At 44.7% G+C, this 13,618-nt stretch carries 14 protein-coding genes; 12 read left to right on the top strand and 2 right to left on the bottom strand.

Translation table 11 applies throughout. From position 1 onward, the window contains the following. Nucleotides 1-1,229, bottom strand: a 1,229-nt coding sequence (gene srmB, locus AAC155_RS19355; protein WP_113043774.1) for an ATP-dependent RNA helicase SrmB, incomplete at its 3' end; no start/stop codon positions are given. A 278-nt stretch (nucleotides 1,230-1,507) separates the two neighbouring features. Here srmB and trmN point away from each other — a divergent pair. Next, nucleotides 1,508-2,242 (top strand): tRNA(1)(Val) (adenine(37)-N(6))-methyltransferase TrmN, encoded by a 735-nt coding sequence (gene trmN, locus AAC155_RS19350; RefSeq protein WP_112894485.1) that lies wholly within the window; start codon nucleotides 1,508-1,510, stop codon nucleotides 2,240-2,242. A 67-nt stretch (nucleotides 2,243-2,309) separates the two neighbouring features. Here the strand turns inward: trmN and nadB are convergent, their stop codons facing one another. Continuing rightward, complete coding sequence (gene nadB / locus AAC155_RS19345; protein ID WP_113043773.1) at nucleotides 2,310-3,914, bottom strand: L-aspartate oxidase; 1,605 nt, start codon at nucleotides 3,912-3,914, stop codon at nucleotides 2,310-2,312. A gap of 203 nt (nucleotides 3,915-4,117) precedes the next feature. Between nadB and rpoE the strand changes: the two genes are divergently transcribed. The 11 genes from rpoE (at nucleotide 4,118) to acpS (ending at nucleotide 13,618) form a co-directional block, all read left to right on the top strand. After that, nucleotides 4,118-4,687 (top strand): RNA polymerase sigma factor RpoE, encoded by a 570-nt coding sequence (gene rpoE, locus AAC155_RS19340; protein WP_112876375.1) that lies wholly within the window; start codon nucleotides 4,118-4,120, stop codon nucleotides 4,685-4,687. Between the two features lie 39 nt (nucleotides 4,688-4,726). After that, entirely contained in the window at nucleotides 4,727-5,392 is a 666-nt protein-coding gene (gene rseA / locus AAC155_RS19335) for an anti-sigma-E factor RseA (protein ID WP_113043772.1), read from the top strand. Nucleotides 5,393-5,397: 5 nt separating this feature from the next. Next, nucleotides 5,398-6,357 carry a sigma-E factor regulatory protein RseB gene (gene rseB / locus AAC155_RS19330; RefSeq protein WP_113043771.1) on the top strand — a complete coding sequence of 320 codons (960 nt, stop codon included), beginning with the start codon at nucleotides 5,398-5,400 and terminating at the stop codon, nucleotides 6,355-6,357. After that, nucleotides 6,357-6,821, top strand: coding sequence for a SoxR-reducing system protein RseC (gene rseC / locus AAC155_RS19325; protein ID WP_113043770.1), 465 nt, complete (start codon nucleotides 6,357-6,359; stop codon nucleotides 6,819-6,821). Before rseB ends, rseC begins: the two co-directional genes overlap by 1 nt. A gap of 319 nt (nucleotides 6,822-7,140) precedes the next feature. Next, nucleotides 7,141-8,937, top strand: a complete 1,797-nt coding sequence (gene lepA, locus AAC155_RS19320; protein WP_113043778.1) for a translation elongation factor 4 — start codon at nucleotides 7,141-7,143, stop codon at nucleotides 8,935-8,937. Between the two features lie 20 nt (nucleotides 8,938-8,957). Continuing rightward, nucleotides 8,958-9,938: a signal peptidase I gene (gene lepB, locus AAC155_RS19315; RefSeq protein WP_113043769.1), complete on the top strand. Its 981-nt coding sequence runs from the start codon at nucleotides 8,958-8,960 to the stop codon at nucleotides 9,936-9,938. Between the two features lie 176 nt (nucleotides 9,939-10,114). Beyond that, nucleotides 10,115-10,795, top strand: coding sequence for a ribonuclease III (gene rnc, locus AAC155_RS19310; protein ID WP_113043768.1), 681 nt, complete (start codon nucleotides 10,115-10,117; stop codon nucleotides 10,793-10,795). Further along, nucleotides 10,792-11,700: a GTPase Era gene (gene era / locus AAC155_RS19305; protein WP_113043767.1), complete on the top strand. Its 909-nt coding sequence runs from the start codon at nucleotides 10,792-10,794 to the stop codon at nucleotides 11,698-11,700. The genes rnc and era overlap by 4 nt, the downstream gene beginning before the upstream one ends. A gap of 11 nt (nucleotides 11,701-11,711) precedes the next feature. Next, nucleotides 11,712-12,437: a DNA repair protein RecO gene (gene recO / locus AAC155_RS19300; RefSeq protein ID WP_113043766.1), complete on the top strand. Its 726-nt coding sequence runs from the start codon at nucleotides 11,712-11,714 to the stop codon at nucleotides 12,435-12,437. A 69-nt stretch (nucleotides 12,438-12,506) separates the two neighbouring features. Continuing rightward, nucleotides 12,507-13,238 (top strand): pyridoxine 5'-phosphate synthase, encoded by a 732-nt coding sequence (gene pdxJ / locus AAC155_RS19295; RefSeq protein ID WP_113043765.1) that lies wholly within the window; start codon nucleotides 12,507-12,509, stop codon nucleotides 13,236-13,238. Next, nucleotides 13,238-13,618 (top strand): holo-ACP synthase, encoded by a 381-nt coding sequence (acpS, locus tag AAC155_RS19290; RefSeq protein ID WP_112894491.1) that lies wholly within the window; start codon nucleotides 13,238-13,240, stop codon nucleotides 13,616-13,618. The genes pdxJ and acpS overlap by 1 nt, the downstream gene beginning before the upstream one ends.

Below are 13,618 nucleotides of genomic sequence, written 5' to 3'. Positions count from 1 at the left end.
TCTTCCGCTTTCTTTTTCTCTTTGCGTTTAGCCAATACTTTTTTCGATGGCTTATTGTGGGCTTTGTCACTTGGTGCTTTGGTTGTTGGGCGAAGTTCATCAACAATCCGCGACGTGAGTGGTTCATCCAGATAGCGACTGATTTTGCCTAATAAAGGATGATCATGCGCTTCCACTAAGGTAATTGCAGTACCTTTGCGACCTGCACGAGCTGTCCGGCCAATACGGTGTAGATAAATATCGGCGGTGCGCGGTAAATCAAAATTGAAAACATGGCTGATATCATCAATATCCAATCCACGGGCAGCAATATCTGTTGCAACCAGAACAGTGATACTGCCATCATTCAGGCGCTTAACCGCTTCCGTCCTTTTAGCCTGTACCATTTCCCCTTCAAGGAATCGGGCTTTAATGCCGGCTTGATGCAATTCATCCACAAGTTCATGTACACGTTCACGTTTGCGAACAAAAATAATGGATTTAGTGACATCGGGTTGTTTTAGTAAATGGCAAAGTAAGGTTGTTTTGTGTGCTAAATTATCTGCACGGTAGTAAAATTGCTGGATTTTTTTGCGTTCACGGCGTGATGGTTCAGCATCAATCTCAACTGGATCTTCCAGTAAACGTTCAGCAAAATCACGGATGGCTTCCCCTTCCAGAGTAGCAGAGAATAGCATGGTCTGTTTGCGCCAACGGGTTTCACCCGCTATGGTTTCAATATCGTTGGCAAAACCCATATCCAGCATACGATCGGCTTCATCAAGGATTAGTGTTTCAACTGCCCGACAATCAAAGTTTTCTTCCTTGATATATTGCAGCAGACGGCCTGTAGTGGCGACGACAATATCTTGATTTTCGCTGAAAATTTCTGCGTGATTCATATAGGCTACGCCGCCAGTAATGGTAGCGATATCCAAATTGGTATGTGCAGCGAATTCTTTTGCCTGATCTGCCACTTGCATGGCTAGCTCACGGGTGGGCGTCAGGATCAGAATGCGTGGTGGTCCAGATTTCTTGCGTGGAAAATCTAATAAATGTTGCATAGCTGGCAGCAGGTAAGCGGCGGTTTTGCCGGTACCGGTAGGCGCTGATCCTAGTACATTACGCCCGTCCATTGCTGCCGGAATAGCCGCAGCCTGAATGGCTGTTGGGCGGGAATAACCTTTATCATTCAGGGCGTCAAGCAGGTGTTCATCAAGCTCAAGTTCAGAAAAGTTTGTTGCAGTCATCATATACCTCTGTTTAGGCCGCCGATTATAAACGGGTTGGGCGTATTGTTCATCTATTAAAGCGGTCAATTAAGGTAGATAGCTTTTACCGAAACATAATAACCTTTATCCTATGGCGAAATTTATTGTGCTAAATAGATATATACCCTATGGATTTCAAGATGCATCGCGACGGCAAGGGAGAGAATCCCCGGGAGCATAGGTAACTATGTGACCGGGGTGAGCGAGTGCCGCCAACAAAGAGGCAACTTGAAAGATGACGGGTATAGGTTATTAATTTGAAACAGAAACGACTTTTACGCCGGGATGGATTTACTTTCAAGCAATTTTTTGTTGGTCATGAGCGGTGTGCAATGAAAGTCGGAACTGATGGCGTTTTATTGGGAGCATGGGCTCCAGTTAGTGACAAAAAAGCGATTTTAGATATTGGCTGTGGCAGTGGGCTCATTGCGTTGATGCTAGCACAGCGTACGGATGAAAATACTAAAATTGATGCAGTGGAATTGGATACAGAGGCTGCATTGCAGGCGCAAGATAATGCAGAACAATCTCCGTGGCAGAAAAAAATAAATGTTTATCAGCAGGATATTGGTGATTTCGCTGAACAGTATTCGCAATGTTATGACTTAATTGTCAGTAACCCCCCCTATTTTGAACCGGCTGTTGCTTGTCGAAATGAGGCAAGGGAACAGGCTCGTTATACGGGGTCGCTGACTCACCAGCGATTATTACAATATGCAGAGACGTTGATTACAGCGGATGGTCTGTTTTGTGTGGTATTGCCATATGCCATTGGTGAGGAATTTGAAACAATGGCATGTCGTTTGGGTTGGTTTTCTCATCATCGGGTCAATATCCGCGACAGGCAAGGCAAGCCGTTGCATCGGATGTTATTGGCATTTTCCCGTCAGGAAAAAATCAGTTTAATCAGCGAATTGACTATTCGTCAGCCAGACGGTGCATACACGCAAGCATTTCAGCAATTGGTGACGGATTTTTATCTCTATTATTGAATTATTTTATGAATTGTGGAAAGAACCACGCCGGAGCGTGGTCATGCAGAAGTTTTGCCAGTAAAAATCAGGGCGTCAAAATCGTTGGTTTTGATTCTGGCAGTAAATCGGGGTAATCCAGTGTGAAATGCAGACCTCGGCTCTCTTTTCTTTCCAGCGCACAACGCACGATTAATTCAGCGACTTGCACCAGATTTCGTAATTCCAGCAGATTGTTAGAAATCTTGAAATTGGAATAATAATCGTGAATCTCCTGTTGCAGCATATTAATACGGCGCAGTGCTCGTTCCAGGCGTTTGGTTGTACGCACAATGCCGACGTAATCCCACATAAATAGACGTAATTCGTGCCAGTTGTGCTGAATGACGACCTGTTCATCTGAATTGTCAACACGGCTCTCATCCCAGAAAGGGAGTTGCGGCACTTCTTCTATTTTTTCGATCTGTTGTTGGATATCCTCTGCCGCAGACCAGCCATACACCAGACACTCCAGCAGAGAATTAGATGCCATACGGTTTGCACCGTGCAGACCCGTATAGCTGACTTCACCGATAGCATATAAGTTGTTGAGGTCAGTATGTCCCTGATGATCGACAACAATACCACCGCAGGTGTAATGCGCGGCAGGAACGATTGGAATCGGCTCTTTTGTTAGATCAAAGCCCAGTGTCAGCAATTTTTTATAAATCATTGGAAAATGCTGGATAATGAAATCCGCTGGTTTATGGCTGATATCCAGAAACATGCAATCAGCACCAAGGCGTTTCATTTCATGGTCAATTGCTCGTGCTACGATATCGCGAGGAGCTAGTTCAGCGCGTTCATCAAAATCGGGCATAAAGCGGCTGCCGTCTGGTCGTTTCAGATATGCGCCTTCACCTCGCAGAGCTTCTGTCAGCAGGAAATTACGTGCCTGTGGATGGAACAGGCAGGTCGGGTGAAACTGGTTAAATTCCAGATTGGCGATACGGCAGCCTGCGCGCCATGCCGTTGCAATGCCATCACCGGATGAGATATCGGGATTTGTCGTATATTGATAGACTTTAGCTGCACCGCCTGTTGCCAGTACAACAACCTTAGCGCGATAAGTTTCCACCTGTTCTTGCTGACGGTTCCAAATATAAGCGCCGACGACTCGATTATCACCATCTAGCTGGGCTTTATTTGAAGTAATTAAATCAACCGCGTTGCAGCGCTCTCTCACCGTGATATTCGGATGAGACATCGCTTTATCAACCAGTGTCATTTCTACTTCTTTGCCGGTTGTATCTGCATGATGCAGAATGCGACGATGGCTGTGACCACCTTCACGGGTCAGATGATATTGTTTTTCTCCATCTTCGCTGGTTTCTGTATCAAACATAACACCTTGATCAACCAACCATTGTACGCAATGACGGGCATTACTGGTGATAAACTCAACAGCACTTTTATCGCAAAGCCCCGCTCCGGCGATAAGGGTATCTTCAACATGAGATGCGATACTGTCCGTTTTATCAAATACAGCGGCGATACCACCCTGTGCGTAATAGGATGCACCTTCACTAAGAATACTCTTGCTTAGCACAGTGACTTTATGTTGTGAGGCTAGCCGTAAAGCTAGAGATAGGCCGGCGACACCGCTGCCAATAATAAGTACATCGCTGTAATGTTGAGAGAATAATGATTGCATAATTGATGATGTATGAATGAAGATGGGTAAAAATCATGTTAGCCTATCAGATATGATCAAAGCTATGATTGCAACAAAATGATGACAAAAATTGAACTTCGCAGAATTTTATTACTCAAAGCCATGCTTGCTCAGGAATAGGACAGTATGGTTGGTTCAGTAAATATCAATGTGGAGCTTTGCTTCGGGAGATTTAACCTCGAATGAGCGAGCAGTTAACGGATCAAATGCTGGTTGAACGAGTGCAGAAAGGTGATCAAAAGGCATTTAACCTACTGGTAATCAGATATCAGCATAAAGTGGCGAGTCTTTTATCCCGCTATATTCCGCAGGGTGATGTTCCTGACGTTGCTCAGGAGGCATTTATTAAAGCCTATCGTGCATTGGCTTCGTTTCGTGGCGATAGTGCTTTTTATACTTGGTTGTATCGTATTGCAGTAAACACTGCGAAGAATTATTTGGTTTCTCAAGGGCGCCGTCCGCCGTCCAGTGATTTGGATGCTAGTGACGCAGAAAATTATGAAACTTCAAATGCACTAAAAGAAATTTCGAACCCTGAGAATTTAATGTTGTCAGAAGAATTAAGGCAGGTGGTTTTCCGAGCTATTGAATCTCTTCCCGAGGATTTGCGAATAGCAATAACGCTGAGGGAATTAGATGGGTTAAGCTATGAAGAAATAGCTACCATTATGGATTGTCCGGTTGGTACGGTTCGTTCCCGCATCTTCCGTGCAAGGGAAGCCATTGATGATAAAATTCAACCACTGATTTAAAATTAAAAATAGTGGAACAATACTGAAAGGTACTTTGGCATGCAAAGAGAAAAACTTTCCGCATTGATGGATGGCGAAACTCTTGATAGTGAAGTCGTTAGTATTTTGTCTAAAGATTCTGTAATGCAGAAACGCTGGGAAAATTACCACTTGATCCGTGATACATTGCGCGGTGATGTGACGGAAGTATTGCATCTGGATATTGCTAGTCGGGTTGCATTGGCACTTGAAAAAGAGCCGGTTCATTTCACCCCTGGGGCTATACCTGAATCTCAGCCTCAACCAGAGAGCTGGCAAAAAATGCCGTTCTGGCAAAAGCTTCGTCCTTGGGTGAGTCAAATGGTTCAAGTGAGTGTTGCAGCCTGTGTTTCGCTGGCAGTATTGGTTGGTGTACAGCAGTACAACAGCCATAGTGCTGAGGATCTTGAATATCAATCTGATACGCCTGCATTTAACACTTTGCCAATGATGGGATCGGCTTCTCCGGTGAGTTTGGGAGTGCCTTCTGGTGATGATATATTTGGCAATGATCCGCGCATTCAAATGCAGGAGCGTAATAAACGTATTAACATCATGCTGCAACAATATGAACTCGATCGCCGTGTGCATTTTAGGCAAAATGATGAACGGGGAATTTCACCACAGGTTGCTATTCCGGTTCCCGGAACGCAATCTTTAGGAACGCAATCTTTAGGAACACAATAGCAGTAATGAAACAGATTTGGTTCTCCGTTTGTTTGCTGGCGGGCGGCCTGCTTGCTCCTTTACAAGCCTCGGCACAGCTCAACAGTGCTGAGGTTTTGTTGCGGGAGATGGGTAATGCCACTCGGTCTCTAACTTACGAGCTTGCTTTTATTAATCTCAACCAGCAGGCTATTGTCTCAGTTCGTTATCGCCACGCTATTATAAATGGTATTCCAATAGCTCAGATTATGCAGATGGATGGTTCTCGTAGGGAAGTTGTCCAGCGTGGTAATGAGATCAGTTATTTTGAACCTGGATTGGATGCTTTCAGTCTTAGTGGTAATCATATTATTGATTATTTACCGACCGTCATTTTTGCTGACTTCAATCAGTTGAAAAAATATTACAATTTCATTGACGTTGGTCGTACCCATATCGGTGATAGGCCTTGTAGGGTTGTACGCATCACCTCCAAAGATGAAGTGCGTTATAATTATATTTTACTGATCGACGAAGAAACTCATTTACCATTACGTATTGACTTACTTGATCGTGATAGTGAGGCGCTTGAACAATTTAGGGTTGTTTCTTCTACCATCGATGGGGATATCAATAATGCAATGAGTGTGATTACTCGCTTAAATATGCCGCCAATGCTGGTCATTCCACCATTAGAGAAGGTCGTATTTAATTGGAAAGTGGGTAAGTTGCCGGCTGGTTTCGTTGAGGTTTCGCGTAACCGTCGTAAATTGTCAAATAATAGTGGCACACTTGAATCTATTATGTTCAGTGATGGTTTATTTAGCTTTTCTGTGAATGTAACTAATGCGGATAAAACTGGTAAGTTGGAATATCCTCTCCGTCGTGGGCCTCGAACGATTTATAGTGCAATACGTGGTGCAAATGAGGTGACAATTATTGGTGAATTACCACTGGCAACTGCCAAGCGTATCGCCGCTGGTGTCGCATTTATAGGAGCTGACTGATGGTTAAAGAGTGGGCAACAGTAATTCACTGGCAACAGGGGCGGGCATTATTACGTTATGGTTCCTCTTCTGGTTGTGGCAGTTGTCAGGCGCGAGCAACGTGTGGTTCTTATTTACTCAATAAATTAGGGTCTGATGGCATACATCAGCTTGAACTTGAGATTTTACAACCGCTGCAACCCGGGCAAAAAGTGGAAGTTGGGATCTCTGAAGGGAGCTTGCTGCGTTCGGCGTTGTTGGTTTATCTGACTCCACTTATTGGGCTATTCCTTGGTGGTGCGCTTTTTCAGTTATGGGTGACCAATCAATTATGGGTGTTTTGTGGCGGTGTTTTAGGAGGCGCGTTAGGATTCTCCTTTGCCCGTAGAATCGCCACTTATTGGGATAATCGGCAGGAATATCAACCTGTCGTTTTGCAAATCGGCTTGCCTCCTGATGCCATTCACATTCAGCATCGGGAATAAATCTATACCCTATGGATTTCAAGATGCGCCGCGACGGCAAGGGAGCGAATCCCCGGGAACATAGCGAACGATGTGGCCGGGGTGAATGAGTGCAGCCAACAAAGAGGCAACTTGAAAGATAACGGGTATATTTTAGTTATCCAAAACGTTGAATGATTCATACCTTAAAGCTGCATGCATGACTAGGTTTTCGTAGATTTGGCATGTAGAATACAGCCTTTCAGGCCGGTGGCCGACCTAATAAACCGTCGCTTTATGTCCCTCTGTGTGTCCATATAGGCGAATGATTCAGAAATATCAAGGCAGAAAAATACTTATAATGAAGCAAATACGAAATTTCTCCATTATTGCTCACATTGACCACGGTAAGTCGACGTTATCTGACCGTATTATTCAAATTTGTGGTGGCTTAACAGATCGTGAGATGGCAGAGCAAGTACTGGATTCTATGGATCTTGAGCGTGAGCGTGGTATCACCATTAAGGCCCAAAGTGTTACCTTGGATTACAAGGCGAATGATGGGCAACTCTATCAATTAAACTTTATCGATACGCCGGGGCACGTTGATTTCTCATATGAAGTTTCCCGTTCACTAGCTGCCTGTGAAGGGGCATTGCTGGTGGTTGATGCTGGACAGGGAGTGGAAGCCCAGACGCTGGCTAACTGTTATACCGCGTTGGATATGAATCTAGAAGTTGTTCCTGTTCTAAATAAAATCGATTTGCCGGCGGCAGAGCCTGAGCGCGTAGCGGAAGAGATCGAAGATATTGTCGGTATTGATGCTACCGATGCAGTGCGCTGTTCGGCCAAAACGGGCGTCGGCGTACAAGACGTCATTGAGCGCTTGGTTAAAGAGATTCCAGCTCCGGAAGGCGATCCTGATGCGCCATTACAGGCTCTTATCATTGACTCATGGTTTGATAATTACCTTGGTGTTGTCTCCCTAGTGCGGATTAAAAACGGCACCTTGCGTAAGGGTGATAAAATCAAGGTGATGAGTACCGGTCAGGTATATAACGCCGATCGTCTTGGCATTTTCACTCCTAAGCGTGTTGATCGTGATGTATTGGGTTGTGGCGAAGTGGGCTGGTTAGTTTGTGCAATTAAAGACATTCTTGGTGCACCCGTTGGGGATACCTTGACATTGTCCCGTCAACCTGCGGAAAAACCACTTCCAGGCTTTAAAAAAGTGAAGCCACAGGTTTATGCAGGGCTGTTCCCTATCAGTTCTGATGACTATGAAGCGTTCCGTGACGCATTAGGTAAATTGAGTCTGAATGACGCTTCACTATTTTATGAGCCAGAAAGTTCTTCTGCGTTGGGTTTTGGTTTCCGTTGCGGTTTCCTTGGCCTGTTGCATATGGAGATTATTCAAGAGCGTCTGGAACGTGAATATGATCTCGACCTTATTACAACGGCCCCAACGGTTGTGTATGAAGTGGAGACAACTAGCCGCGATATTCTCTATGTGGATAGCCCTTCTAAACTACCACCGCTGAATAATATTGAAGAGTTACGTGAACCAATTGCTGAGTGCCATATGCTATTACCTCAGGAGTATTTGGGGAACGTCATTACCTTATGTGTTGAGAAGCGCGGGGTGCAAACTAACATGGTTTACCACGGTAAACAGGTTGCACTGACTTACGAAATACCGATGGCGGAAGTGGTTTTGGACTTCTTCGATCGATTGAAATCTACCTCTCGCGGTTATGCTTCACTGGATTATAATTTCACTCGTTTCCAGTCATCTGATATGGTTCGTGTGGATGTATTGATTAATACTGAACGAGTTGATGCATTGGCGTTGATTACTCACCGTGGCAATGCACAGTACCGTGGCCGGGAGCTGGTGGAGAAGATGAAAGAACTTATTCCTCGTCAACAGTTCGATATCGCAATTCAGGCTGCGATTGGTAATCATATTATTGCGCGCTCAACAGTGAAGCAATTGCGTAAAAACGTCTTGGCGAAGTGTTATGGTGGTGACGTCAGCCGTAAGAAAAAGCTATTGCAGAAACAGAAAGAGGGTAAGAAACGTATGAAACAAGTGGGTAACGTTGAGTTACCGCAGGAAGCTTTCTTAGCCATTCTTCATGTTGGTAAAGACAATTAATAAGCTTGTAAGGAGTCTAAATGGCTAACACTTTTGCCCTGATCCTAACGTTGGCAACGTTAGTCACCGGCATTATTTGGTGTATCGATCGTTTCAAATGGGCACCAGAGCGCAAGAAAAAACTTGCCAGATTGCAGGAGCTGACTGAAGGTACAATGGATCAGGAGCATCTGGCTGAGACTATTAACAAGCCAACATGGGTGGATACCTGTTCATCTATTTTTCCTGTGTTAGCCGTGGTTCTGATCCTGCGCTCTTTTGTTTATGAGCCTTTTCAGATCCCATCGGGTTCCATGATGCCAACTTTATTGATTGGTGATTTCATTCTGGTAGAGAAATATTCATACGGATTGAAAGATCCCATCACTCAAACGACATTGATTAAGACTGGCGAACCAAAGCGTGGTGATGTTGCTGTATTTAAATACCCGTTGGACCCCAGTTTTGATTACATTAAACGGGTGGTTGGTTTACCGGGAGATAAAATTATTTATGATCCGGCAAAGAAAGAATTGCGTATTTTTTCTAATTGCAGCAAAACAGGGAATTGTCAGGAAGAATTACCGGTTTCTTACGGTTCACTATTCCCAAGTGAATGGACAATGCAGCAGTATGGTGTCGATTCCAAGGGTGAAAGTTTGAGAAAGGTAGGTGTTTTCCAAATCCCTGTTGAAGAAACGTTGCCGCCTTACAGTATGCGGCAGGGTGAACGAATTGAGAATTTGGGCGCGGTAACTCACCATATTTTGGAGATTCCCGGTGTACTATCGGTACCTAATTTCCGTCAACCTGGCTTGCCAGAGGGAATGTGGATTGTGCCCGAAGGCCACTATTTTATGATGGGTGATAACCGTGATAATAGCGCTGATAGCCGTGCATGGGGCTTTGTCCCTGAAAAGAATTTGGTCGGTCGCGCTTCCGCCATCTGGATGAGTTTTGAAAAACAGGAAGGGGAATGGCCTACCGGAGTTCGCTTCAGCCGTATTGGTGGAATTAATTAATATTTTTATATTAGCGAAGCATTAATTTTACTCGCGGTGTAGAATGTCCTTTCAAACTTAATAACTGGCTCCTATAAGGAGCCAGTGCAAACGCAACAGTTTTGTCAGGGGTTCCTGTTACAGGTCTGTTGCGTGTGCGTTTTTATTTGACGAATTCTGACCGATATTGGTAGCACATGAATCCCATCGTAATTAACAGATTGCAGCGTAAGCTGGGGTACACTTTTGATCAGCATGATTTGCTGATACAAGCGTTAACTCATCGTAGTGCCAGCAGTAAACATAACGAACGGCTGGAATTTCTTGGTGACTCAATCCTGAGTTTTGTTATTGCCAATGCGTTGTATCATCGCTTTCCTCGTATTGATGAGGGGGATATGAGCCGCATGCGTGCTACATTGGTGCGTGGTAATACGCTGGCTGAGTTGGCAAGGGAATTTGAATTAGGTGAATGCCTTCGTTTGGGGCCGGGGGAACTGAAAAGCGGCGGTTACCGCCGTGAATCAATACTGGCTGATACGGTTGAAGCGCTGATTGGTGCTATTTTCCTTGATAGTGATATCCAGACTATTGAAAGAATTATTCTGAGATGGTACGAAACCCGTCTGAATGAAATCAGCCCTGGCGACAAACAGAAAGATCCGAAAACCCGTTTACAGGAATATTTGCAAGGGCATCATCTGCCTCTGCCGTCATATCTGGTTGTTATGGTTCGTGGTGAAGCTCACGATCAAGAATTTACTATTCACTGTCAAGTGAGCGGTATTGAACAGCCGGTTAAAGGAACAGGCTCCAGCCGTCGCAAAGCGGAACAGGCAGCGGCTGAGCAAGCATTAAAACAATTGGAGCTTGAATGAGCGAACAAGAAACCTATTGCGGATTCGTGGCAATAGTTGGACGGCCTAATGTGGGGAAATCCACGCTGCTAAATCAGCTTTTAGGTCAGAAAATATCTATCACTTCTCGTAAACCGCAGACGACCCGTCACCGTATTATGGGTATCCATACTGAAGGTGCTTATCAGGCTATTTATGTGGATACACCGGGATTGCATATTGAAGAAAAACGGGCAATTAACCGGTTGATGAACCGGGCAGCCAGCAGTTCTATTGGTGATGTGGAGTTGGTTATTTTTGTTGTCGAAGGGACTCATTGGACCCCGGATGACGAGATGGTACTGAACAAACTGCGTAATCTGCATTGTCCGGTTTTGCTGGCTATCAATAAAGTGGATAACGTGGCCGATAAAACCAGCTTGTTGCCACATATTGGTTTTCTCAGTAAACAGATGAGTTTTCTTGATGTTGTTCCAATGAGCGCTGAAAAAGGCATGAATGTTGATACGATTGCCAAAATTGTGCGCGGATATATACCGAAAGCGACTCACCATTTTCCAGAAGATTACATTACTGACCGTTCTCAGCGGTTTATGGCTTCTGAAATTATTCGAGAAAAGCTTATGCGTTTTCTTGGTGATGAATTGCCATATTCTGTCACGGTTGAAATTGAGCAGTTCGTGGCGAATGAGCGCGGTGGTTACCATATCCATGGTTTGATTCTGGTTGAGCGTGAAGGCCAGAAGAAAATGGTTATTGGTAATAAAGGCAGTAAAATCAAGACTATTGGTATTGAAGCTCGTCAGGATATGGAAAGGCTGTTTGATGCAAAAATCCACTTAGAACTGTGGGTTAAAGTTAAAGCGGGTTGGGCTGATGATGAGCGAGCGTTACGTAGCTTGGGTTACGTCGATGATTTGAAATAAGGCATCCTCCTGTGGACGGTTGGCAACGTGTTTTTGTTCTTCATGGGCGTCCTTACAGTGAAACGAGTCTGTTACTGGATCTGTTTACTGAAAATGAAGGGCGGATTAGCGTGTTGGCAAAAGGTGCGCGTAGCCGTCGTTCCAATTTGAAAGGCTGCTTGCAGCCCTTTACCCCATTACTGGTTCGTTGGAGTGGGCGGGGGGCAATTAAAACGCTGCGTGATGCAGATCCTATCTCTCTGGCCCTTCCTCTTACTGGCAACGTATTGTACAGCGGTTTATATATCAATGAATTGTTGTCAAGAGTGCTTGAACAGGGAACGGCTTACCCCGCCTTATTCTTTGATTATCTCCAATGTTTGCAGGTTCTTGCTGCCAGTGAATATACACCGGAACATGCATTACGTCGGTTTGAACTGGCGTTGCTGGCAAATCTTGGTTATGGCGTTGATTATCTGCATTGTGCGGGCAGTGGTGAACCTGTCGCTGACACGATGACCTACCGTTATAGAGAAGAAAAAGGATTTATCGCTAGCTTGGTTGTTGATCATTACAGTTTTACCGGGCGCGAATTAAAATCACTGGCAACTCGTGAATTCCCTGATTCTACGACATTAAAGGCAGCAAAGCGTTTCACGCGTATTGCATTAAAACCTTATCTCGGTGGCAAGCCTTTGAAAAGTCGTGAATTATTTCGGCAGTTTGTACATCGGAAGCCTGAAAAGAAAGAAAACTAATGAATTTGTTTCTCTTCAAGATGGAAAGTGTAAACTTGTCATATTCTAATATGACTACAGGAGATAAATATGGCTGAAGTATTATTAGGCGTTAATATCGATCACATTGCGACAGTGCGCAATGCCCGTGGTACCAATTATCCTGATCCGGTTCAAGCGGCTTTTGTTGCGGAACAGGCGGGAGCCGATGGAATTACCATTCATTTGCGTGAAGATCGCCGTCATATTACCGATCGGGATGTAGAACTGTTGAAAAAAACTATCCAGACTCGGATGAACCTTGAGATGGCCGTGACAGATGAAATGGTGGATATTGCCTGTCGTATTAAACCTGAATTTTGCTGTTTGGTGCCTGAAAAACGGCAGGAAGTGACAACAGAAGGGGGCTTAGATGTTATTGGTCAGAAAGATAAAGTTGCTGCGGCTGTTAAGCGTCTATCTGATGCGGGTATTCTTGTCTCGTTATTTATTGATGCGGAACATCGACAAATTGATGCGGCTAGTGAAGTTGGCGCACCTTTCATTGAAATTCATACTGGTGCTTATGCCGATGCAGAAAGTGAAGTAGAACAGGAAAAAGAGTTTCATCGTATTAAAGCAGCCGCGACTTATGCAGCGAGTAAAGGTCTAACGGTTAATGCGGGTCATGGGCTGACGTATCATAATGTACAACGTATTGTTGCTCTGCCAGAGATTTATGAGTTGAATATTGGTCATGCCATTATTGGACGTGCGGTATTCAGTGGCTTGACTGCTGCTGTGGCGGATATGAAAACCCAAATGCGGAAAGCTCGCCGTTAATGGCTATTATTGGGTTAGGTACAGATATTGTTGAAATTGCCCGTATTGAAGGGGTCGTCGAGCGCTCAGGTGAGCGCTTGGCAAAACGCATTCTCAGTGAATTCGAATGGGAACAATATCAGCAACATGAAAAACCGGTTCGTTTTTTGGCTAAACGCTTTGCGGTAAAAGAAGCCGCAGCAAAGGCATTAGGAACGGGTATCCGTAATGGGCTGGCATTTAACCAGTTTGAAGTGGTCAATGATGCACTGGGAAAACCGATTTTGCGACTTTATGGTGCGGCCGCAGCGTTAGCTCAGCAATTGGGGGCGACCTCTTTACATGTGACATTGGCTGATGAGCGCCGCTATGCCTGTGCGACCGTTATTCTTGAGCGCTGA

The sequence above is a fragment of the Photorhabdus sp. HUG-39 genome, from assembly GCF_963878365.1.
GTDB classification, from domain to species: Bacteria; Pseudomonadota; Gammaproteobacteria; order Enterobacterales; family Enterobacteriaceae; genus Photorhabdus; species Photorhabdus kayaii.
Note: the sequence above shows the minus strand (reverse complement) of the source record. Positions and strands in the feature narration are given on the sequence as shown.

Bases quoted from the DNA above. Each gene is read 5' to 3' on its own strand.
- era (WP_113043767.1), top strand. From the start codon at position 10,792: ATGAGCGAACAAGAAACCTATTGCGGATTCGTGGCAATAGTTGGACGG.
- rnc (WP_113043768.1), top strand. From the start codon at position 10,115: ATGAATCCCATCGTAATTAACAGATTGCAGCGTAAGCTGGGGTACACT.
- rseA (WP_113043772.1), top strand. From the start codon at position 4,727: ATGCAAAGAGAAAAACTTTCCGCATTGATGGATGGCGAAACTCTTGAT.
- nadB (WP_113043773.1), bottom strand. From the start codon at position 3,914: ATGCAATCATTATTCTCTCAACATTACAGCGATGTACTTATTATTGGC.
- lepB (WP_113043769.1), top strand. From the start codon at position 8,958: ATGGCTAACACTTTTGCCCTGATCCTAACGTTGGCAACGTTAGTCACC.
- pdxJ (WP_113043765.1), top strand. From the start codon at position 12,507: ATGGCTGAAGTATTATTAGGCGTTAATATCGATCACATTGCGACAGTG.
- rseC (WP_113043770.1), top strand. From the start codon at position 6,357: ATGGTTAAAGAGTGGGCAACAGTAATTCACTGGCAACAGGGGCGGGCA.
- lepA (WP_113043778.1), top strand. From the start codon at position 7,141: ATGAAGCAAATACGAAATTTCTCCATTATTGCTCACATTGACCACGGT.
- acpS (WP_112894491.1), top strand. From the start codon at position 13,238: ATGGCTATTATTGGGTTAGGTACAGATATTGTTGAAATTGCCCGTATT.
- rpoE (WP_112876375.1), top strand. From the start codon at position 4,118: ATGAGCGAGCAGTTAACGGATCAAATGCTGGTTGAACGAGTGCAGAAA.
- rseB (WP_113043771.1), top strand. From the start codon at position 5,398: ATGAAACAGATTTGGTTCTCCGTTTGTTTGCTGGCGGGCGGCCTGCTT.